General features: G+C 28.7%; 20 protein-coding genes. 7 read left to right on the top strand and 13 right to left on the bottom strand.

Annotation, left to right across the window (positions count from 1 at the left end):
- Positions 1–8 precede the first annotated feature (8 nt).
- Positions 9–887, bottom strand: coding sequence for a LysR family transcriptional regulator (locus MHN29_RS10870; protein WP_235275700.1), 879 nt, complete (start codon positions 885–887; stop codon positions 9–11).
- 136 nt (positions 888–1,023) lie between these two features.
- Here MHN29_RS10870 and MHN29_RS10865 point away from each other — a divergent pair, with 136 nt between their 5' ends.
- Positions 1,024–2,079 carry an alpha/beta hydrolase gene (locus tag MHN29_RS10865; RefSeq protein ID WP_235275699.1) on the top strand — a complete coding sequence of 352 codons (1,056 nt, stop codon included), beginning with the start codon at positions 1,024–1,026 and terminating at the stop codon, positions 2,077–2,079.
- A gap of 70 nt (positions 2,080–2,149) precedes the next feature.
- Here MHN29_RS10865 and MHN29_RS10860 read toward each other — a convergent pair whose 3' ends face one another.
- The 11 genes from MHN29_RS10860 to MHN29_RS10810 all read right to left on the bottom strand — a co-directional run bounded on the left by MHN29_RS10860 (position 2,150) and on the right by MHN29_RS10810 (position 13,708).
- Positions 2,150–4,369 carry a nitric-oxide reductase large subunit gene (locus MHN29_RS10860; RefSeq protein ID WP_235275698.1) on the bottom strand — a complete coding sequence of 740 codons (2,220 nt, stop codon included), beginning with the start codon at positions 4,367–4,369 and terminating at the stop codon, positions 2,150–2,152.
- A complete protein-coding gene (ric, locus tag MHN29_RS10855) occupies positions 4,369–5,103 on the bottom strand; it encodes an iron-sulfur cluster repair di-iron protein (RefSeq protein ID WP_235275697.1) in 735 nt (244 codons plus the stop codon). The genes MHN29_RS10860 and ric overlap by 1 nt, the downstream gene beginning before the upstream one ends.
- A complete protein-coding gene (locus MHN29_RS10850) occupies positions 5,087–5,533 on the bottom strand; it encodes a hypothetical protein (RefSeq protein ID WP_235275696.1) in 447 nt (148 codons plus the stop codon). The genes ric and MHN29_RS10850 overlap by 17 nt, the downstream gene beginning before the upstream one ends.
- A gap of 126 nt (positions 5,534–5,659) precedes the next feature.
- Complete coding sequence (locus tag MHN29_RS10845) at positions 5,660–6,100, bottom strand: Rrf2 family transcriptional regulator (RefSeq protein WP_235275695.1); 441 nt, start codon at positions 6,098–6,100, stop codon at positions 5,660–5,662.
- A gap of 84 nt (positions 6,101–6,184) precedes the next feature.
- A complete protein-coding gene (locus tag MHN29_RS10840; protein ID WP_235275694.1) occupies positions 6,185–7,237 on the bottom strand; it encodes a lysophospholipid acyltransferase family protein in 1,053 nt (350 codons plus the stop codon).
- Positions 7,238–7,240: 3 nt separating this feature from the next.
- On the bottom strand, positions 7,241–8,155 hold the full coding sequence (locus tag MHN29_RS10835) for a bile acid:sodium symporter family protein (protein WP_235275693.1): 915 nt from the start codon (positions 8,153–8,155) through the stop codon (positions 7,241–7,243).
- Positions 8,139–8,780, bottom strand: a complete 642-nt coding sequence (locus tag MHN29_RS10830) for a DUF4159 domain-containing protein (RefSeq protein ID WP_235275692.1) — start codon at positions 8,778–8,780, stop codon at positions 8,139–8,141. The genes MHN29_RS10835 and MHN29_RS10830 overlap by 17 nt, the downstream gene beginning before the upstream one ends.
- A gap of 509 nt (positions 8,781–9,289) precedes the next feature.
- The gene (locus MHN29_RS10825) at positions 9,290–10,351 is read right to left on the bottom strand and encodes an AraC family transcriptional regulator (RefSeq protein ID WP_235275691.1); all 1,062 of its coding nucleotides are present in this window, start codon (positions 10,349–10,351) and stop codon (positions 9,290–9,292) included.
- Between the two features lie 148 nt (positions 10,352–10,499).
- Positions 10,500–11,210, bottom strand: a complete 711-nt coding sequence (locus MHN29_RS10820) for a 16S rRNA (uracil(1498)-N(3))-methyltransferase (protein ID WP_235275690.1) — start codon at positions 11,208–11,210, stop codon at positions 10,500–10,502.
- Complete coding sequence (locus tag MHN29_RS10815) at positions 11,210–12,328, bottom strand: GNAT family N-acetyltransferase (RefSeq protein ID WP_235275689.1); 1,119 nt, start codon at positions 12,326–12,328, stop codon at positions 11,210–11,212. Before MHN29_RS10815 ends, MHN29_RS10820 begins: the two co-directional genes overlap by 1 nt.
- A gap of 18 nt (positions 12,329–12,346) precedes the next feature.
- Complete coding sequence (locus MHN29_RS10810; RefSeq protein WP_235275688.1) at positions 12,347–13,708, bottom strand: transporter; 1,362 nt, start codon at positions 13,706–13,708, stop codon at positions 12,347–12,349.
- A gap of 141 nt (positions 13,709–13,849) precedes the next feature.
- Here MHN29_RS10810 and MHN29_RS10805 point away from each other — a divergent pair, with 141 nt between their 5' ends.
- The gene (locus tag MHN29_RS10805; protein ID WP_235275687.1) at positions 13,850–14,131 is read left to right on the top strand and encodes a DUF4834 family protein; all 282 of its coding nucleotides are present in this window, start codon (positions 13,850–13,852) and stop codon (positions 14,129–14,131) included.
- Positions 14,132–14,133: 2 nt separating this feature from the next.
- Positions 14,134–16,530 (top strand): YfhO family protein, encoded by a 2,397-nt coding sequence (locus tag MHN29_RS10800; protein ID WP_235275686.1) that lies wholly within the window; start codon positions 14,134–14,136, stop codon positions 16,528–16,530.
- Positions 16,531–16,541: 11 nt separating this feature from the next.
- On the opposite strand, the gene MHN29_RS10795 is transcribed toward MHN29_RS10800, so the two are convergent.
- Positions 16,542–18,239 (bottom strand): AraC family transcriptional regulator, encoded by a 1,698-nt coding sequence (locus MHN29_RS10795; protein ID WP_235275685.1) that lies wholly within the window; start codon positions 18,237–18,239, stop codon positions 16,542–16,544.
- A 321-nt stretch (positions 18,240–18,560) separates the two neighbouring features.
- On the opposite strand from MHN29_RS10795, the gene MHN29_RS10790 reads away from it, so the two are divergent.
- The 4 genes from MHN29_RS10790 to wecB are packed head-to-tail and all read left to right on the top strand — an operon-like array spanning position 18,561 to position 22,629.
- Entirely contained in the window at positions 18,561–19,082 is a 522-nt protein-coding gene (locus MHN29_RS10790; RefSeq protein ID WP_235275684.1) for a methyltransferase, read from the top strand.
- A gap of 14 nt (positions 19,083–19,096) precedes the next feature.
- Positions 19,097–20,260 (top strand): glycosyltransferase family 4 protein, encoded by a 1,164-nt coding sequence (locus tag MHN29_RS10785; RefSeq protein ID WP_239176078.1) that lies wholly within the window; start codon positions 19,097–19,099, stop codon positions 20,258–20,260.
- On the top strand, positions 20,261–21,547 hold the full coding sequence (locus tag MHN29_RS10780) for a glycosyltransferase family 4 protein (protein WP_235275682.1): 1,287 nt from the start codon (positions 20,261–20,263) through the stop codon (positions 21,545–21,547).
- Positions 21,544–22,629 carry a non-hydrolyzing UDP-N-acetylglucosamine 2-epimerase gene (gene wecB / locus MHN29_RS10775; protein WP_235275681.1) on the top strand — a complete coding sequence of 362 codons (1,086 nt, stop codon included), beginning with the start codon at positions 21,544–21,546 and terminating at the stop codon, positions 22,627–22,629. Before MHN29_RS10780 ends, wecB begins: the two co-directional genes overlap by 4 nt.
- Position 22,630: the final 1 nt, after the last annotated feature.

Genomic DNA, 22,630 nt, shown 5'->3' with positions numbered 1-22,630 from the left:
ACGCAATCTTAGGTTTTGAAATAGTGGCCAAACTCACTAAACCTTGTTGTTTTTAATGGGTTTTTAGAAAAATGTTCAATGATTTTAGCAATCGCTGGATTTCTTAAGCTTTTTCTTGGGTAAGCCAAACCAACTTCTCTAAAATAACGAGGCCCTTTATATTTTTTTACTTCAAAACCATACCACCCATCAACAAACGATTCAGGTAAAAAAGTAACGCCTAATCCAGCCATTAGCATGGTTAATGTTTCGGTTTTGGTTGAGCAATTGGCAACTGTAACCATTTTGTTTGTTTCGTGGTTTAAAATAGATAAACATTGCTTGTGAGCTTCACAAGGAGGGCAGTGAATAAATGTTTCTTTTTCTAAATCCTTTAAGCTAATAAGGTCTTTGTTTATTAAAGGATTGTCGTTAGGGATACAAAGAACATAGTCTTCTTTCCAAAGAGGTAAAAACAAATCTTCTTCCTGCTTCCATTCCCTTACTAATAAATTAAGTTCATTTTTTCTATCAATTTCATTTACTATCCATTCTACGGAATCACAAATATTAGATGAAGTTCTAAAAAATTGTTGTTTGTGTTCTTGAGGCAAACTCTCTGCGATACCAATTTGTACTTTGTTTTCAAATTTTCTAACCTTAAAACTATGACTCAAATTATCTATTTCACTAACCAAACGTTTAGCAATTGGATATAAATAATGAGCCTCGGTTTTTAATTCAACACCTTTTTTATGACGCTCAAACAAAGTTTTTCCAAGTTCTTCTTCAAGTTGTTTAATTCCATTAGAAATGTTGGGTTGAGAAACAAAACATTGAGAAGCAGCTCGAGTTAGATTCTTTTGTTCGTAAACAGCGATGAAAAATTTAAGTAGTCTAGTATCCATAATAAATAATTATGATAAATATAAAAAAATAGTATTTTGATGACCTTCTCTTTAGTTATAGATTTGCTTCAGATTATAGTCATATTTTATTTCAACTTGCAAGTTAATTATTTACTAATTATTATAAAAAATAATTATGATGAATAGAATTTTTAAGAAAAGAATAATAACCGTATTAATTTTAAGTATGATGTTTAATGTAAAAGCGCAAACAAAAAAAGAGGATGCCATATATAGAGTAAATTATGTAGAAGGGATAAATAAAGTTAGTTTTTTAAGTGAAGGAACTAGAATAGCAGCAAACTTATTTATACCTAAAGATTTTGATATTAATGGAAAATTTTCTGCCATAGTTTGTATAACGCCAGCAAGTGGAATAAAAGAACAAACAGCAGGGATTTATGCTGAGAAATTAGCAAAAGAAGGCTTTGTAACTTTGGCTTTTGACCATAGAACTTATGGTGAAAGTGGAGGATACCCAAGAGCTATGGAAAATGCACCTATGAAAGTAGAGGATATCAAAAATGCTATTTCATTTGTAAGAACAATACCAGGAGTGGATATAGAAAAAGTAGGGGAGTTGGGAATTTGTTCAGGAGCAGGATATAGTATTCAAACAGCAATTTTTGATCAGCGAGTAAAATCAGTAGCAACGGTGAGTGGTTTTGTTGATTTTATTGATTACGGATTAGGAGGAGCTACTCAATACAGCGATGTTTTAAAAGGAGATAAAATAGCTCAGTTTCAGCAACAAATAAAAATGGGGAACGAAGCAAGGCAGAAGTTTTTTGAAACAGGAGAAGTTGTCTTGGTTGATGGAATTCCTGTGAAAAATTCTGGAATGGGAGAGTTTTGGGATAGAGCTGCTGATTATTATAGAAATCCAAAAAGAGGTGGTCAATTTGCTACTTATTCACCTTTAAGAGCAGCAATGTCTTTAGATACCCGTTATTTTTTCAACCCAAGTGAACAAATGGAGTTAATGGCTGATAGACCATTCTTAGCAATAGTAGGAGAAAAAGCTTTGTCAGCTTATTTTAGTGAAGTTGCAGTAAATAGAGCTAAAGGACAAAAAGAATTATTTACAATAAAAGAAGCAACGCATTTTGATTTATATGATCAAGAGGAGTATGTTAATCAAGCTGTGGTAAAATTAAAGAACTATTTTACTGAAACTTTAAGTAATATTTAAAAGAGTAAATTAGTTTTTAAAAAAGAGCTGTTGTTGAAAACAGCTCCTTTTTGCTACAAAAGAATTAAAATTATGAGCGGTTTTTAATTAAATTGACAGTTTCCTTTATTACAAACCAGCAGAAATAACCAATACCAACAGAGAACACAACATCGCCAATAACGCGCAACCATTTAATAGTTTGCACTGTTGGAGTGTATAAAAGTTCAGCATCTCTGGCGTAAGAATATCCTTTTGTTATAGAGGTATATGCTTGGATAATACCTAAAGGAAGTAAACTCAACACCACCATAAGAACTAATCCGATATTAAGTAACCAAAATGCATTTTTAATAAGCTTTTCGTTCCATAAGCGTTTTGAGTATAAGCGTAAACAAGTAATAATAAAGCCCATTCCAAGCATACCATATACTCCAAATAAAGCAGTATGAGCATGCACAGAAGTTGTATTTAATCCTTGTATATAGTACAGAGCAATTGGTGGGTTAATTAAAAATCCAAAAACACCGGCTCCAACCATATTCCAAAAAGCAACAGCTATAAAGAAGAAAATTGGCCATTTGTATCGTTGGATCCATTCGTTTTCTTTTAGTAAATTCCAGTTTTCTCTAATTTCAAAGCCCATTAAAGTAAGAGGAACTACCTCTAAAGCACTAAAAGTAGCACCTAATGCAATAGCTTGTACTGGAGTTCCTGAATAGTATAAATGATGTAGTGTACCAATAATACCTCCAGCCAAAAAGATAGTTGCAGAAGCTATAGAAGTTTTTCCAGCTGTTTTTACTGATATTATTTTCATTCTTGAAAATAGGTAAGCAATCGTAACAGTAGCAAAGACTTCAAAGAAACCTTCAACCCATAAATGTACTAACCACCATCTCCAGTAGTTGATAACAGGTAAGCTGCTATTTTCTCCATACATTAAACCAGAAAAGAAAAACATTCCTATGGCAATAACTGCTACAAGCAAAATGGTTAGTAAATGTTTATCATCATTCTTTTTCTTAATTCCATACACAATATGTCTTCCCACCATGAACATCCATAAAATTAAGCCAACAGCAAGGAATAACTGCCAAAATCTACCCATATCCATATATTCATATCCTTGGTGTCCAAAGAAAAAATTGGTAGATAATTCTAAAAATTGATGTACTCCAAGCCATTCACCAAGCATTGAACCTAAAACAATAATTAAAGCGGCAATAAATAAAAAGTTAATACCAAAAACTTGATACTTCATTTCTTTACCACTAATCATAGGAGCTAAAAATAAACCAGTAGCTAACCAAGTAATGGCAATCCAAAAAACAGCCAGTTGCGTATGCCAAGTTCTAGAAATAGAGTAAGGCAAAAATTTTGATAGTTCGAATCCAAAAAAAGACTGCCCTTCTACAGTATAATGAACGGTAATTATCCCTAAAACTACTTGTAAAGCTATTAGAAGAGAAACAACAAAGAAGTATTTTAAAACTGCTTTTTGTGATTGAAATAAAGGCATATTAACAAGTGGGTCTTTACTAGGGCTTGTTACAGCTTCACCTTTCTCGTGATTTCTTATGTAATAATAAGCAAGAATTCCGATGAATAATAAAAGAAGAATGATAGAAAAACCAGACCAAATTTGAGAGTCAGCGGTAATAGTATTATTAATCAAAGGTTCGTGTGGCCAGTTTGATGTGTACGTGTAGTCTTTATTTGGTCTATTAGTACTTGCTGCCCAAGAAGTCCAAAATAAAAAAGCATTAAGTTGTTCAAGTTTTTCAACGTTTGTTAATGCTCCTTTTTGTATCGCATATTGTTCGTGACCTTCAGAAAAAATAGAGCTGTAGTAAGTAATATTGTTTTTAATAGCAAGTAATCGATCTTGTGAAATACTAATACTTTCAGTTTCTTTATTATAAGTATTTGTTTTTATTTCTTTAACCAATCTAGCTTTTAAAGCACCTTGTTTTTCTACATCTAATTTTTCGAAATCATTATTGTAATCTTTTTTAGCCCAATAGTTTAATAAAAACTCAGCTTCTCTGTGAATCCAATCAGCAGTCCAATCGGGAGCAACGTAACTTCCATGTCCCCAAATAGAGCCTACTTCCATTCCTCCAATAGATTCCCAGACATTTTGACCTATTTGTATATCTGCTTTAGTATAGATTATTGAATTTGTATTTTTTACAACTACTTTTTGAGGGATAGGAGGTTGTTTTTGGTAGATCTCAGTACCTACCCATATAAGAGCAGCAAATGAAGATGCTACTACTAGTATAAAAATTGTCCAAATTTTTTTCATTAGTTCTTGTTGTTTAATTTGTTTTCAAGAGTTATGGCTCTTTTAAAAAGAATATTGTTTTCTAAGTGAATATGTTTGTGTAAGTCTTCTTCAAAGTCTTTTAGTAAGGAAAAAGCGATTTTATATGTATTGCATGCGTCGCTGGGAATTTTGTAGTTATTTGTTAATTCTGAAATTTTTCTAAATCGCTCACCTTCATTATCATGGTCGCTATGCATAGCTTCAATAGGGTTTGATACGGAGCTAAAAGGAGGGGTGTTTAGATGTTCATTGTTCTTATATGAATTTGCTATTTTTTTTATGTAAGGAAAAAGAATTAATTCTTCCTTTTTCATGTGAATAGTTAAGTCATCTAAAGCTTCTTTAAAAAGTAAAGCTACTTCATAAAGTTCAGGATGATTTTTACCATGAACAGAACTAATCTTATTCAGATAGGCTAATATTTCAGGACCTTTTCTTTCTATGTAGGTATGGTGATTTTGATATATATAATCACTCAAGAAATCTAGTTCCCAGTTTTGAAAATTTTCATGATTAGCATTTATACTTTTCTCATTGTCATTTTTAATTTTTGAAATTAATATTGATAAATCAATTTGTTTTTTTTCAGATACTTCTTGTAAACTTCTGTTACCGTTGCAGCAAAAATCAATACCATAAAGCTTGAAAGTTTCTGCTGTTTTGTAGTTTTCAGATACTATATCTGAAACTAGCGTATTAGGATTTATATTCATTGTTATATGTTATTTGTATACCTATTAAAATGAGTGTTGTTATTTTTAGTAGTTCTAATAAGACATAGACTAAGTGGTCGTAATTTTTATCTACTGAAATGCCTTGTATAATTTGTATAGCTCTTGAATCTAAAACTGGTAAGAGGTAAATACTTTGTATTACTAAGATGAAATAGGGAGGTAGTAGTTTTCTTAACAAGTTGAAGTTCTTGCTAATTAATATTGAAATAAGAATTATAAAAGCTAAACTTATTTCTACTGTGTTTAAGGCTTTAAAAACTAAACGTCCAATAGATAGTCCAATTTCAGTAGTTACTCCCTCTGCTTTAAATTTTAACCATGCTTCCATAAAACTTATAGAAGCTATAAAGCCAATCCAAATAAAGATGCAAACAATTTGTATCGTTGTTATTTTTTTTAGGTTAATCATTTTATAGCGGATATTTTTATCCTTTTTTATTTTAAAGAGTTAAACTTTTCTATTATTAATTATGTAACCTTATAAAGGATGTTTTTGTCCTTTATGTTTTTAAAAAAAGGAACAGCCTTTTTTAGTTTATCTTTTTAATTGTAGAATTTTATTTTCACCAGTTTCTGATTTGATTAAATCATATATAGTTGTTGTTTCTAGCATTGTTTTTAAATCTCTTCTAATGTCAATAAATTTATGATGAATAGGGCATGGGTTTTTTGCATTACATTCTCTTAAACCTAAACCACATCCAGTATAAATTTCATTACCATCAATAACTTTTACAATTTCGCTAAGTTTAATAGCTTGAGCTTTACTTTCAGAGATTAAAAAACCACCATAAGGGCCTTTAATAGAGTTTACAATGTTGTTTTTTGTTAGTTTTTGCAAAATCTTAGCTGTGAAAGCTTCTGGCGAATTTGTAGCCTTAGCAATCTCTTTAACACCAGTTTTATTGCCGTTAAAGCTTTGCTTGGCAATATATAATATTGCTCTCATGGCATATTCGCAAGATTTTGAAAACATATAAAATATTTTTACAAAGGTAGTGTAATTTTTATAACGGATACAAATATCTTTTATAAAATATTTTGTAACTCAAAAGAAACTTTAATTTGTAGTTTCAGTTTTGCACATATGGGTTTTAGTGTATAGCAAAACCAATAATAAAGAAAGTACAAAATAAGATAGTGCTATTTCCCAGTTGAAAAATAAATAAACAATCCAACTTTGTAATGCATAAAAAGTAGGAAATAAAATTGTGTTAATACTAAAACGAAAAGTGTCAATAAATTCAATTTCAGTAACTTTTTTGCCTATCTTTTTCCATAGATAATATGGAATTAGACTATTTAAAATCACTAAATAATATAAAGGATTAAAAGTGTTTTTAGAAGATTGTTTTAGAGGTGGTAAATTCCCGTTTTTTATTATTTTATTAATCTCTTTTACTTGAGTAAAATCAACTTGAGCATTATTTAGTTTTTCTAGAATAGATTCATAGTTTTCATCATCTTTAATATGAACTACTAAGTTTTCTAATTGTGAGCTCACTTTTTCTTTTAAAACTTTAGCTGAGGCATTTAGATTGTCTTTTTTATAAAAGTCGTTAGATACAATAGGTTCACCAAAGTTTACAGCTACTTTTGATGGGTATTGAGAAGAATTCTGATAAGTAATACCTACAGGGATAATATAAATTTTTGTGTCTGGGTAATTATTTAGAGTACCAAATATTATTCTGGTAAAGCCTTTACTAAGAGGTCTGACAGTTCTTTTTCTATTATGACTTCCTTCAGGAAAAATAAGTAATGCTTTATTGTTCTTTAAAAGTTGTTGGCATTGATCAAAGATTGCTTCATTTTTAGAAAGCTGTTTTATGCCATCTCTAATACGATAAATAGGCATCATGCCTAATAAATTAAAAAAGTTAGAAACAGATTTACTTGTAAAAACACCAGCTTGTACTAAAAAATGTGTTTTTCTTTTAATATGAGTTGCTATAATTAAAGGATCAATTAAACCGTTTGGGTGATTAGAAGCTAATAAAATAGCACCATCTTTAGGAATGTTTTTATTTCCAGTAACTTTTATTTTATTAGAATAAAAAAGCAAACCAGTTTTGATTAGTACTTTAAAAAAATAGTAAACGAAGTATCTCATTAATTATAGTTTTTTTCTACCCCAATAAGTTGCTAAAGCCATTCCCGAAAAAATATCCCATACACCCCAAAAAGCAGCTAATAGTGCCATACCACCAAGGCCATCGAAGAAGCTAAATACTAGGAGAAGTCCCAATCCACTATTTTGAATACCAGTTTCCATAGAAATTGTTTTCGTGTCTTTATGATTAAGTTTGAATGATTTTGCAGCTACATAACCAATAATAAATGCAAATACATTATGAAAAATTACTAAAAATAATACTAAATGAATATAGTTTTTAAATATATCAGCATTATCATAAAGAGCAATTACAATTAAAAGTAAAAAGAAAACTACAGAAAAAGGACGAAGTATCTTATTAATTTTTGTAGCCATTTCTGAATGAAAATGATTGACTAACATTCCTAAAATTATTGGGATTCCTAATATTAATAATACAAGTTTAAATAATTCAAAAGGATTTAAAGAAACACTTTTTAAAATAGCATTAGTAGGCTCATATAAGCTTCCCCATATTTGTAAGTTTAAAGGGGTCATAATTAAACATAATAAAGTAGCAAAGGCAGTTAGACTAACAGATAAAGCAGTGTTTCCTTTTGCCATTTTACTAAAAAAATTTGAAACATTTCCTCCAGGACAAGCAGCAACAAGCATCATACCAAGAGCAAAACTAGGGTATGGTTTGATTAGGTAAATAGCTATAAAAGTTAGAAATGGAAGTAAAATAAACTGAGATAATAACCCAACTAAAACAATTTTAGGGTTCTTTAATAATCTTTTAAAATCTTCAATTTTAATATCTAAAGCAATACCAAACATGATAATAGCTAATGCGATGTTTAACATCCATAAAGCATCAGTATCAAAATTTATTTTAATACTGTCTATTTGAAAATTATTAGTTTTTAAAGGCATATTCTATAATGTTTGAACCCATTTTTAAAGCTTTTTCGCGTACTTCTTTAGGATTATTATGAACAGATGAATCTTCCCATCCATCACTTAAGTCACTTTCATAATCGTAAAATACAATTAAACGCCCTTTGTAAAAAAGACCAAAGCCTTGAGGTGGTTTTTTATCGTGTTCATGGATTTTAGGTAACCCATTAGGGAAAGAAAATGTTTGGTGATAAATAGGGTGGTTATTAGGTATTTCTTGAAGTTTTAAAGAAGGAAATACTTTTTTAAGCTCTCTTCTAATGTATTTATTTAACCCATAATTATCTGAAATATGTAAAAAACCTCCAGAAATTAGATAGTTTTTAAGGTTTTCAGCATCTTCATTGGAGAAAAAAACATTACCGTGTCCAGTTAAAAATATAATTGGATAATTATTTACTGTTTCATCATCTAAACTTACCGTTTGTATGTTTTTATCAATTAGGGTTTTTGTGTGAAGGTTAGAATATTCAATAAGATTAGGCAATGCAGTTGGATTTGCATACCAGTCGCCACCTCCTTGATATTTTAAAACAGCTATTTGTTGAGGAAAAACGATGAAGGAGTTTATTAAAAATAGAATAGCTAAAGCCTTTTTCATTGTGTATATTATGTAATGAAGAGCAATATAATAAAACAACAATAAAAAACACCAATATGACTATTGGTGTTTTCTTTTTCCCCTTACTGAAGTTATTTTATAAATTAAAAATCCCCTTATTATTTTCAATAATTACATAACTTCTTGTACCAAATATATAATAGGGTAAAAATAAATGAGTTCTAAATCGTCCAATTTGGACGATTTAGAACTCGTTTTTTATAAAAAGCAATGTGTTTGTGTTTAAGGATTAAGCATGGTTATAAAATAAAAACACCAATAGTCATATTGGTGTTTTTAGGACAAACCTTTTCTTTTTCATTATTGAGTTTGTTACTCAATAAATATTTTAAAGAATATTTAAATTCAAAATAGAAAACCCCTTCACAATTTTCACTTTGGATTTCAAATTTCTCGTTATACAAATATAAAGGCTATTAAGAATTTAAGGGTTCGAAAACATCCAAATTGGATGTTTTCGAACCCTTTTTTTATAAAAAGTAACAAATTTAATTAACTGCTACTGTGATGTTTTTGAATTCAACAGGAGTATACCCAGTATGTTTTTTAAAAACAGTATAAAAAGTAGATTTTGAGTTAAATCCAGATTCTAACCCAATAGAAGTAATAGTGTAGTTAGAATAATCTAAATCGAGTAAAAGGCTTTTAGCTTGTTCTACTCTCATTTCATTTAGATAATCAGTAAATGATTTACCAGCAATATTATTAATGATAAGAGAAAGTGTGCTAGAACCTAATTCTGTATCTAATGATAAATTTTGTAAAGTATATTTAGGTAATAAATACTTTTTACTCTTTTTTATAAAATCATCTATTTTTAAAAATTGCTCTTTATGTTTTTCAGAAGAGGTGTCTTCTGTTGTATTTAAATTAATCGCATTAACATCAATATTACCATTCAATTCAATAGATAAAGACTCTCTAATATGTTTACGTTCTTTTAGTATTCGAATTTGTCTTAGTCCTTGATATCCTAGCCAGTATATAAGGATGGTTGTGTAAATTCTTAAAGGGTAATATGAAAATAAAAAACCTGAAAAATTCATTTTAACTTTTATAATCAAAGCTAAAATCCACAATGAGTATCCAACAGTAGTCAATTTAAAGAAAGTGTGTATCCATTTTAAATTATCAAATGATAATATTTTAGGGAAAAGTTTTTCCTTTTTATATAAGATATAGAAAGAGTATATGAAAATGCTTAGTGATACTACTAAACTAAAAATTTCTTCAAAAGAAGTATATCGTTCGTATAAATAATCTAAATCATTTTGAGTAAATGTGCTATTACTATAGTTAAATACAAAACTTACTTGAGCTACAACGATTATTAAAAATAAAGGAATTATAACTTTTAGTAGTTTATAAGACTTATCTGCTAAATTCAAATAATTGACTAAAAACATATAAAGAAAAGGCATGGCTAAAAAGTGCCAGGGTATTTGAATATAGTCTAAAGCAAACCTATGTTGAAATAAATTCTTTTCTAAAGCCCAAGACTGGAAGTTGTTTAAAGAAATAGCTAGTATTAATAAATTTAAATATAGCATACTTTTTTCTCTTCCATTTTTAGAGCAAAAAAGAATTATACTAAAGGCAAAACCATGTAATGCGCTAATAAGTAAGAAAAAATTGAAAAAGTCAGCAGTATTCAATAGATGTATATTTATTTAGAACTTTAAATATACAAAAAATGACTTACTGATGGATAAAGGCAATATTTTGTACTACGCTTAAACCAGCTGTTTCAGTTCTTAGTCTATTTTCTCCTAATGAAATAGGAGTGAAGTTCTTATTCAAACAACTATCAATTTCTTTTGTAGAAAAATCACCTTCAGGTCCAATTAGAATAGTATACTTTGAATTTGGTTTAACAATGTTTTTTAAAAATACTTTTTCTGTATTTTCTTCACAATGCGCAATAAAGGTTTGTTCAGAAAAATCACTCTTAATAAACTCAGAAAGTTTTATAGGTGAATTAAGTTTTGGGAGTGTAAATTGAAGCGATTGCTTCATAGCAGATTGAATTATTTTAGATAACCGTTCTATTTTAACTACTTTTCGTTCAGAATTATCACAAATTATAGGAGTAATTTCATCAATACCTATTTCTGTAGCCTTTTCTAAAAACCATTCTAAACGATCGTTGTTTTTAGTTGGAGCTATTGCTACATGCAGATAATAATTTCTATGGTTAGTTTTTTCTTCTTTTTTTATAATAGTAGCCAAACACTTTTTATCGTTTGGAATTACTATTTCAGCAAAGAATAAATAACCATTACCGTTGGTAATGTGTAAAATATCTCCTTCTTTTTTCCTTAAAACACGAACAATATGTCTGCTTTCTTCTTTTTCGAAAGTGATTTCTTTAGTATCGGGAGTAATATTAGGGTTAAAAAATAGCTGCATTATAAATCTAACTTGTAAGTTCTTCTTCTTTTGTGTACTGAAGGATTAAAAGTTTTCCATATTTGTTGTATGGCAATATTATCTTCTAATTCAGGAGTTCTTATGCAGTTTTCAATATTTTTTTTAGCGAAAGTTTCTGCATAATGTTCAAAAATTATAGCAGTTACTCCTTTGTTTTGATACTCAGGATGTACTCCAATTAAATAGAAAATAACATCTTTAGAATTACGTCTAGCATTTAACAAATGAAAAATACCAAAAGGAAATAGTTTTCCATTGGCTTTTTGTAAAGCCTTAGAAAAAGAAGGCATCACAATAGCAAAAGCTACTAATTTATTGTTCTCATCTAGAACAAATTTTATGTATTCAGGATTGATAAAACTAATGTACTTTTCTTTAAAATGCTTTATTTGTGCATTAGAAATAGGTACATAAGTAGAGAGTTTAGAATATGTTTTGCTAAATAAGTCGAACATTTCATCAACATAAGGCATAATGTCTTTTGTTGAAGTAAAATTTAAGGCTTTTAAATTATACCTTTTTCTAATTATGTTACTTGCTTTTTTATATTTCGCAGCATTCACATTACTAAAACGAAATTTATTTTCTAAATATTCTTTCTCTTTTTTAAAACCTAACTGTTCTAAATGTTTTGAATAATATGGATGATTATACCAAGTAATCATAGTCCCTATGTGATCAAATCCTTCTACAAGAACTCCGGTTTTGTCTAAGTTATTAAAACCAACTGGACCTTCCACATACTCTAGGTTATTTTGATAACCAATTTCTTTAACTTTTTCAATTAGTGATTTAGTAACATTGATATCATCTATGACATCAAACCAACCAAAACGCATCTTTTTTATGTTTTGTTTTTCAACCTCATATGTGTTGATGATTGCAGCAACACGTCCAACAATTTCATCATTTTTTAAAGCAATAAAAAAACGAGCGTTTGCATGTTCAAAAACAGGGTTTTTGTCTTTGTCAAAACTATTTAGTTCGTCGTTGATAATTGGAGGTACCCAATATTTATTATTCTTATAAAGAGAAAAAGGAAACTTAACAAATTGTTTCATTTCCTTTTTGGTATTTATTTCTTTAATTTCAATCATACAGCAAATGTATCATTTTTATTTATCCTTCTTCTTTTCTTTTTCTTCTTCCTTTTTTAATTCTTCTTCTAGCTTTTTTATTTCTTTAGCAAGCTTTAAACGCTCTTTTTCTTTACGTTTAGCTTCTTTTTCCTTTTCTTTTTTAAGATCTTTTTCAAGCTTTAAGCGTTCTTTTTCTTTCTTTTTAGCGGCTTTTTCTGCTTCTTTAGCTTTGTTTCTAGCATCTTTTTCAGCTTTCTTTTTAGCTTTTTTTGCCGCTTTCTTTTCAGCCTTAGTAGTTTTCTTTTTTTGTTTTTTATCTTCCTTAGCAATAACATCTACTAAAGATTTTTGACGTTGTCTTCTTGGTTTTTCAATTGTTATTTCTTCTTTCTTCTCACCATCATCAATAACAATAGTTTGCTTTTCTTTTTTCTTAAACAGTTTTTTTACTTTACTAAATAAGCGTCCAAAGAACCCTTTGTTTTCATCGTATTTAGTTTCTTTTTGTTCAACAATTTTATTACCAAATTCATCTACTTCTACAAATTCATCTTTATGTCTGTTTATTCTATAAGAAACTCCTACACCAGTATAAAATCCAATTTCGCTTTGTTGACGCATTATTCTAGCAGTGGCATTAAGTTGTAAATTTTCGCTATATAAATAAGCTGCTCCAAAGCCAATATTGCTTTTTCGTTGGTACTTTTCAAAAGATCCTTGTAATTCAGCAAAACCAGACCAATAATCATTAAAATTATAAGTTCCAGTTATAATGTATGAGAATTCAGAAAAATCACTTCCTATATAATCATAATATAAGTTACTTATTACATTCAATTTGTCAGAAAATTCATTTTGTAATAAAACCCCAACTTTTGGTGTTACTCCACCTTTTTTATGATAATCATTTAAAATGCTGCCAAAATTCAAGCCAGCATAAACACCTACGTGTGGAATCCATCTTTTCCAATCAAAAGAGTGTCTAGCTTTCCAGCTTCTAATTTCCTTGCTTTTATCATCATATTTAGGTGTATACACTAAATATTTTGCTCCTAAAGTTAAATTACCAAATCCTGTTTGAGTATATGAAGATTCAAAAACATTTTTGAATGCGTTTTTATCGTTTTGTAAACTTGTATTTAAGTTGAATTCTAGTTTTTCGGAAAAGAAACTTGTTCTAAATAACAAATTCAATCCTATAGCTTGAGGATTACTAAAAGTAGGTGTAGCATTAATTTTTCTAAAAAATAGACTTGATTCAAATTGATATACACCAGAACCTACACTGTATGGACTTTCTGAGAAACCTGGACGGTTAGAATTTATAACCGTCGTGTATTGTGCGTTTACAAGTAAGGTTGAGCAAAAAGCAAAAAACAAAAAAAGTTTCTTAATCATGTTATAAATTCAAGTTATAGAAATTATACAAACATACGTAAAAATACGAATTACCGTATAATTTAAGTTTTGTAAAGTCTTAACGCTTCCTTTTGCTTCAAATTGTTATTTTTGATAGATTTTTTTATTTACAAGAAATAGATGATACATATAAATGAGGCTGGACCTATGAATTTTTTAAGAACTTTACTAATAATCCTTGTAGCATATTATGCTGTTAAGTTTGTTGTGAGGTTGTTTGCTCCATATTTAATTAAAAAAGCTGTTGATAAAGTACAGAAAAGAGCTGAACAACAATATCAAAATCAACAACAAAAAACAGATGTTGAAGAAGGAAAAACAATTATAGATAAAAAACCAAGAAATAATAAACAAAGCAATGATTCGGTTGGAGAATATGTTGACTTTGAAGAAATAGACTAGCTATGAATTTTAAAAAAATACTGCCATTTGCAATAGCAATAGCTGCTTTTGCTGTTATATCATTGTTATATTTTAACCCAGTTTTAAGTGGGAAACAAATTAAACAGAGTGATATTACTCAGTTTATAGGAATGTCTAAAGAAGTTTCTGATTATAGAACAGAAAAAGGAGAGGAACCTTATTGGTTGGGAAATGCATTTAGTGGAATGCCAGCTTATCAAGTTAGTGCTTATTATCCGAATGATTTTGTAAGATATATTGATAAAGCTATTCGATTTTTACCAAGACCTGCTGATTACTTGTTTTTATATTTCTTAGGATTCTTCTTATTGTTAAATGCATTGAAAGTAGATTGGAAACTAGCTATATTAGGTAGTTTGTCCTTTGGTTTTTCTACATATCTAATTATTATTTTTGGTGCAGGACATAATGCTAAGGCTCATGCAATAGGGTATATGCCATTAGTAATCGCAGGAGTATTATATGTTTTCCAAAGAAGATATTTACTAGGTTTTGTAATTACTTCTTTAGCTATGGCTTTAGAAGTGTATGCAAATCATCCTCAAATGACTTATTATCTTGTTTTTTGTTTGTTAATATTAGCTATTGTAGAATTTATTGAAGCATTTAAAACAAAAACATTACCAGTTTTTGCTAAACAAGCATTAGTATTGATTGTTGCAATGTTTATAGGTTTAGGAGTTAATTCTACGAGATTATTGGCAATGAAACAGTATGGAGACTTTAGTACTAGAGGAAAGTCAGAACTAACTATAAATGCTGATGGAAGCCCTAAAGAAAAAACTACAGGACTAGATAAAGCCTATATTACAGAATATAGTTATGGAATAGGAGAAACATTTAACCTATTAATACCTCGCTTTATGGGAGGTGGAACTATTGAAAAATTAGGAGAAGACTCTAATTTTTATCAAGTTTTAGAGCAAAATGCTGGTAAAAGTGTTGCAAAAGATTATTCAAGTCAAGTGCTTACTTATTGGGGAAAACAGCCTATTGTAGAAGCACCAGCTTACATAGGAGTAATTTTATTCTTCTTATTCTTTTTAGGAGTATTTTTAGTAAAGGGAAGATTGAAATATTGGTTAGTTTCTGCTACTATTTTTTCTATTATATTAAGTTGGGGTAAAAACTTCCCAGTAATAACAAATTTCTTTATCGATTATGTGCCTTTGTACAATAAGTTTAGAGCAGTTTCATCTATTCAAGTAATAGCAGAATTATGCGTACCATTATTAGGTGTTATAGCTTTAAGAGATTTCTTTTCAACTAAAATTTCTTCAGAAGAAAAAGAAACGGCTGTTAAAAAAGCTTTTTATGTGATAGGAGGTATAACTGCGGCATTTGCTTTATTTGGTTCAAGTTTGTTTGCTTTTGAAGGGCTTAGAGATAACCAATATCAACAATTACCAGAATTGATTGATGCTTTAATTTCTGATAGAAAGGATATGTTGTTTAATGATAGTGTAAGATCATTCTTATTAGTTTTAGCAACTGGGGGTTTATTATGGTTTTATTTAAAAGGAAAATTAAAACAAATTCCAGTTTTAATAATTATTGGTGGGTTAATAGTATTTGATTTGGTTTCTGTAGATATTAATTATGTAAATAAAGAAGATTTTACATCAGCAAGAAGAGTATTAAAACCATTTTCGCCAAACCAAGCTGACAAGGAAATTTTAAAAGATAAAGATTATTATAGAGTAGCTAACTTTAGTGTAAATCCAATGCAGGATGGAAGAACTTCTTATTTTCATAACTCAATAGGAGGGTACCATGCAGCAAAAATGAAGAGATATCAAGAGCTGTTTGATTACCAAATAGCTAAGAATAATATGGAGGTGTTGAATATGTTAAATGCTAAATATATTATTATTGGTGAAGACAAATTTCAAGAAAATAAAGATGCCAATGGAAATGCTTGGTTTGTTGAAAAACTTAAAGTTGTTGATACAGCAAATAGAGAAATAAAGGCTTTAGATAGTTTAAAAACGAAAAAAGAAGCTGTGTTAAACTCAAAACATTTAAAAGGAGAGTTATCTTCATTAAGGTTTCAGAAAGACTCTGTTTCATCGATAAAATTAGTTAAGAATGATGTAACAGAATTAGTGTATAAAACAAATACAAAAGAAAATAGTTTTGCTGTGTTTTCTGAAATCTATTACAAGGATGGTTGGAATGCCTACTTGGATGGAAAACAAGTTCCTTATCACAGAGTAAATTATGTGTTAAGAGGAATGGAGATTCCAAAAGGAAAACATGAAATAGTATTTAAATACGAACCTACGGTTATAGCAACAGGAAATGTAATTACACTATTTTCATATGCATTATTACTTTTAGTTCCAGTAGGCTGGGTAGCTTTTAAGAAAAGAAAATAATAATATTTTAATTAATCAAGAGTTTTTAAAAAAGCAGAAGGAGTAACACCTACTTGCTTTTTAAAAGCTCTTGAAAAAGCAGAGGCATTTGTATATCCAACTTCTTGTGCTAAACCTTGGATGGAATATTTTCTATATTGGCCATCGGTTCTTAATTTGTTAATGATATAATCTATTTTACGTCTAGTAAAATATTGTTTAAAAGACTCCTTGTAATGTTTGTTAAATACAAAAGAAACGTAAGTAGAATTGGTTTCTAGATCTTTAGTTATACTTGAAATTGAAAAATTAGAATCTAGGAATTCAAAATTTTCATTAATATCTTTAATCTTATCAAGGATTTTATTTTCTAAGGCATCATCAATATTATACTCCTTTTTCTCTACTTCAATAGGTTGTTGTTGATTATTGATTTTTGTAATTAATTTTTCTTTTTTGTTTTTTTCTTTCTTGTAAACATAAAGAAGAACAAAGGCAAGTATGATAAGTAATATGAAAAAAGAAAGAATCAGTTTACGCTCTTTATTTTTCCCATTTTCTTTTATTTCTGAGTTTAATTTCTGAGCTTTATTAAAATTATTATCGTAAAATAAATTAAAGGTTTTATCCTTGTTTTTTCTAGCTAACTCGTATTGTTTGAGGTTTAAAGAAGAATATTTGTATGCACTATCAATTTTATGAATCTTATTGTATTGATTAGATAGGATATCATACATTGTAATAAGCTTACTCGTTTTACAATATTTTTTATCTTTTATTATTTTAGAGGCATAATGTATTGCTGAGTCTGAAACATTCAGGTTATGAAAACAAATGGCTTTTTGAAAATATTCGCGATGTTTATATTCGCAACCATTATTGATGTTTTTATAATTATTGATTAATTCTATAGCTTTCTTGTATTCTTTTTTGGCTAATAAAATTTCAGTTTTTCTAAAATTATAAAATAGTTTAGAGTCTTTATGTATTGGAGTTAATAGTTTAGATGTATTATAGGCTTTATCGTAATAATATGTTGCAGAATCTAATAAAACTTTGTTAGGATTGGTATTTTTACCGTTTAAAGCGATATAGGTGTTTCCAAGGCAATTATATACATTAGCCTGCCATTGAATAAAGAAATCGTCATTGTAATAGTCTTTTACAATTGGATTTTGAATTTCAGCAATAGATTTTAATAATAAAACCTTTGCTTTATCATGCATGCCAAGTTTGTTTTTTATAACTGCTTTGCTAAGCTTTAATCCTAATTGATTTCTAAAGTTTAGTTGATCCTTTACAGGATGGTTTGATATTTGGTTTTCTTTTTCAATAAGAATAGCATAAGCATCTTCATATTTTTCCTGATTTTTTTTAATCCAAAACAATCTATTTAAAGAAGATATTTTTCTATCTATAAGGCAAGGTTTTTCTAAACTCTGATTCAATGAATCTACAAAGTTGATAACCCCTCTAATTATTTTTTCAGATTTTTCATAGTTTTTTTGAATATAGTAGCCATAAGCTCTTCCAGTTTTAGCTTCTAATTTTTTACAAATATTGTTAGAGTTTTCTAGTTTGTCGCAGTAAAAAAATAAGCTATCAATATTAGAGTTTTTAAAGAAGTCTACTTTGCTTAAATTAATAGAGTCTAATTGTCTCGTTTGAGAGTAGACTTTTTTGTTGAAAAAAAGAATAATGAAAAGAACAAAGTAAAAATTTTTATGCATTCTAAAATATGTAAATATAATAATGCTTTTTATGAAAAGCGTATAAAAACAAGTCCAAATATAATGCTTTTTATAAAAGGAAGGGTACAATGTTTTTATGATTCGAGAAAGAGTAATATGTTTGTATCGCTTCTGTTTACTGCTATACACAGAAGATGAATAAGAAAGAGTTCATAACATTGTTATGAAAAAGTAAAAAAGTGGAGATTGATCTCCACTTTTTTTATTTTATAATAAATTCAAGAGTTTTAAACTGATTATTCAAAGAGATTGCTATTGTAAAAAATAAAATAATAATACATTTGTTTCAAATTATTATTTATGTACTCTAAATTACCAGAGAAAAGATATAATCACACCTTAGAATTTTTAAAAAAGCATGTTTCAGCTCCAGCAGTTATTTTAGACTTAGGAGTTCGTAATCCTTTTTCAGAAATAATGGAGAATAATGGTTATACAGTTTATAACACAAATGGCGAAGACTTAGATTTATTACCAGAGATAGTAAAAGAATATAAAGTAGATGTTGTAACAGCTTTCGAGATTTTTGAGCATTTATTAGCACCGTTTAATGTACTTAGAGAAATTGAAGCTCAAAAAATAGTAACAACTATACCTTTGAAATTATGGTTTACTAATGCCTATAGAAGTAAAACGGATATGTGGGATAGACATTATCATGAATTTGAAGATTGGCAGTACGATTGGTTATTAGAAAAAACAGGTTGGGAAATTCTGGATAGAAAGAAATGGACAAGTCCAATTAATAAAATAGGATTTCGACCAATTTTAAGAAAATTCACTCCTCGTTATTATGCTGTTTACGCAGAAAAAAAGAAGTAGCAGTGAGGATAGGAATGATTTTAGATAAAATATTTCCCCCAGACCCAAGGGTGGAGAATGAGGCCATTGAGTTAATCAATAATGGTCATGAGGTTTTTTTATTTTGTCTAACATATACAAATCAAAAGAAAGAAGAAGAGGTTAATCAAATTACGATAAAAAGGTATAAGAGTAATAAGCTAGAATATAAATTATCGGCATTAGCTTACACAATTCCATTGTATTCTATTTTAATGGAAAAGAAAATAAATCATTTTTTAAAAGAAACTAGAATTGAAGCCATTCATATTCATGACATGGTAATTGCAGAAGCTGTTTTTAAGGCCAATAAAAAACTAGGGTTACCAATTGTTTTAGATTTGCATGAAAACAGACCTGAAATAATGAAGTTTTATCCTCATTTAAAAAGATTTCCTTCTAATGTGCTTATTTCTCCCAAAAAATGGAAAGAAAAAGAAGAATCCTTTATAAAAAAAGCTAATCGTGTTATTGTAGTAACAAAAGATGCTAAGGAAGAAATTGTAGAAAGAACAAAAATTGATTCAAACACTATTTCAGTAGTTCCGAATACAGTTAGATCTTCATTCTATGAAAAAAGTCTAGTTGAAGTTTCTGAAAATAAAAAGAAAGACAATTTTGTATTATTGTATATAGGAGATACAGGAGAAAGAAGAGGTTTGAAAACCGTTGTTAGAAGTTTGCCTAAATTAGCAAAGGCTATAAAAAATATAAAATTAGTTATAGTTGGTAAAGTAACGAATGAATTAAAATTAGAAGTGGATAAATTGAAAATAACTAACTATGTTAATTTTCAAGGTTGGCAAAATGAATCTACTTTTGTAAAGTATATTCAAGAAAGTGATGTTTGTTTATCACCATTGCACAGAAATATTCATCATGATACAACTTATGCTAATAAATTATTTCAATATATGAGTTTAGGTAAACCTTTAATAGTGAGTAATGCCACAGCTCAGAAAAAATTAGTAGAAGAATATAATACAGGTTTAGTTCATAAAGAAAAAGACGTAGAAGATTTTGAAAATAAAGTTTTAGAATTATATAATAATCCTTTATTAAGAGAGCAATTAGGAAAGAATGGAAGAGGTTTTGTTCAAAACGAATTTACTTGGGATAAAACATCTAAAGAGCTAATAAATTTATACGCTGGTTTATAATTGAAAGTATTAATTGTAACATATTATTGGGTGCCAGCGGGAGGTTCTGGTGTTCAACGCTGGTTGAAGTTTGTAAAATATTTACGAAACTTTAATATTGAACCAGTAATCTATACTGTAGATGAGGCCAATTACCCTATTATAGATTCATCTTTAGAAAAAGATGTTCCAGATAGTGTAGAATTGTTAAAGAATAGTATTTGGGAGCCTAATGATGTACTTTCACGTTTCAAGAAAAAGAGTACGAAAACAAGTGCAGGTTTTTTAAATCCTAATCCAACTTTTTTTGGAAAAATAATGCAATATATCAGAGCTAATTATTTTATTCCAGATGCAAGAAAGTTTTGGATTAAACCTTCAGTAAATTATTTAAAAAATTATTTAAAAAATAATTCCATTGATGTGGTAATTACTACAGGACCACCACATAGTTTACATTTAATAGGATTACAATTAAAAAAAGATCTAAATATAAAATGGGTAGCTGATTTTCGTGACCCATGGACAGATATAGATTATTTTCATCAATTACCGCTAACTGAAAAAGCGAAAAAGAAGCATTTTGAATTAGAAAAGGAAGTATTGAAAGAGGCCGATGCTAGTTTAGTAATAGGGAAAACGATGAAAGAAAACTATAAAGAATATTCAAAAAATATTCATGTAGTTACTAATGGATATGATACAGAACTTGATGCAGTAAAGGGAGAGGAAATAGTATTAGATAAAAGTTTTTCAATTACTCATATAGGTTTGATGAATGCAGATAGAAACCCTAAGATATTATGGGAAGCATTATCTGAGTTGTCAGAAGAGTATTCAGACTTTAAAAACGATTTAGAAATAAAGCTAATAGGAAAAATTGCGAGTGAAGTTGAAAGCAGTTTAAAAAACTATAAATTTCAAAATGTAACTAAAATAAGTTATGTCCCTCATCAAGAGGTGCAGCAGTATCAAAGGAAATCTCAGGTGTTATTGCTGGCGGTAAATAAAGTACCTAGTGCTAAAGGTATTATTACAGGGAAAATTTTCGAATATTTACAAGCAAAACGTCCTATCTTAGCAATTGGACCAGAGGATGGAGATTTAGCTGAAATTTTAAATAAAACTCAATCGGGAACTATAGTTAATTTTGAAGCAAAAGAAAAAATAAAGCAAGTGGTCTTAAGTTTGTATCAAAAGTACAAACAAAATGATTTGAGAATATCTTCTCTAGGTATAGAAAAATATCATAGAAAAGAATTAACCAAGCAATTATCAGTAATACTAAAACAAGTAGTAAGTTCTTGAAAAAAATAGTAACTATATTAGGAGCCCGACCTCAATTTGTAAAAGGAGCAGTTTTAAGCAGGGTTATAGGGAAGTATAATGAAGTAGAAGAAGTGATTGTTCATACAGGACAACATTTTGATGAAAACATGAGTGCCGTTTTTTTTAATGAAATGCAAATTCCTAAGCCTAAATATAATTTAAATATAAACGGATTAAGTCATGGAGCAATGACTGGTCAAATGCTTGAAGGAATTGAAAAAATTTTAGAAGAAGAAAAACCAGAAGCAGTTGTAGTATATGGTGATACAAACTCGACTATAGCTGGTGCTTTAGCTGCAAAAAAAATGCATATAAAAGTAGTGCATGTTGAAGCAGGATTGCGTTCTTTTAATATGCAAATGCCAGAAGAGGTAAATAGAATTGTTACAGATAGAATTGCGAACTTGTTAAGTTGTCCAACAGCAGTAGCAGTAGAAAATTTGAAGAAAGAAGGGTTTGATAACTTATCAATAACTGTAGAGCAACATGGTGATATAATGAAAGATGCAGTAGAGTTTTATGGTAAGTTTTCAAATGAAAAATCGACTATTATAAGCGATTTAAAACTAAATAAAGATGAATTTGTGTTAGCTACAATTCACCGACAAGAAAATACCGATGAAAAAGAAAAACTAACAGAGGTTTTTCAAGCTTTAGAAAAAATAAATGAGTCTAAAAAAGTGGTATTGCCTTTGCACCCAAGAACCAAAAAGAAACTTGAGTTTTATGGTTTAACACCAGCTATTACTTTCATAGAGCCAGTAGGTTATTTTGATATGCTAGAGCTATTAAAAAATTGTAGTTTAGTTGTTACTGATAGTGGAGGATTACAAAAAGAAGCTTTTTTTAATAAGAAGCATTGTATTGTTGCAAGAGAAGAAACTGAGTGGGTGGAGCTTGTTAATAATAATTATGCTAAGTTAGCAGGAACAAATTATACAAATATTATTGAAGCATATGAGAATTTCTTAACAGCAAATAAGAGCTTTGAAGAAAAATTATATGGAGATAATGTTGGAGAAAAGATATATCAGTCAATAAAAAAATTAATTCAAGAATAAA

It is taken from the genome of Tenacibaculum sp. Cn5-46, assembly GCF_022347705.1.
In the GTDB taxonomy this organism is placed as follows: Bacteria; Bacteroidota; Bacteroidia; order Flavobacteriales; family Flavobacteriaceae; genus Polaribacter; species Polaribacter aiptasiae.
This window is presented reverse-complemented; position numbering and strand designations above follow the sequence as displayed.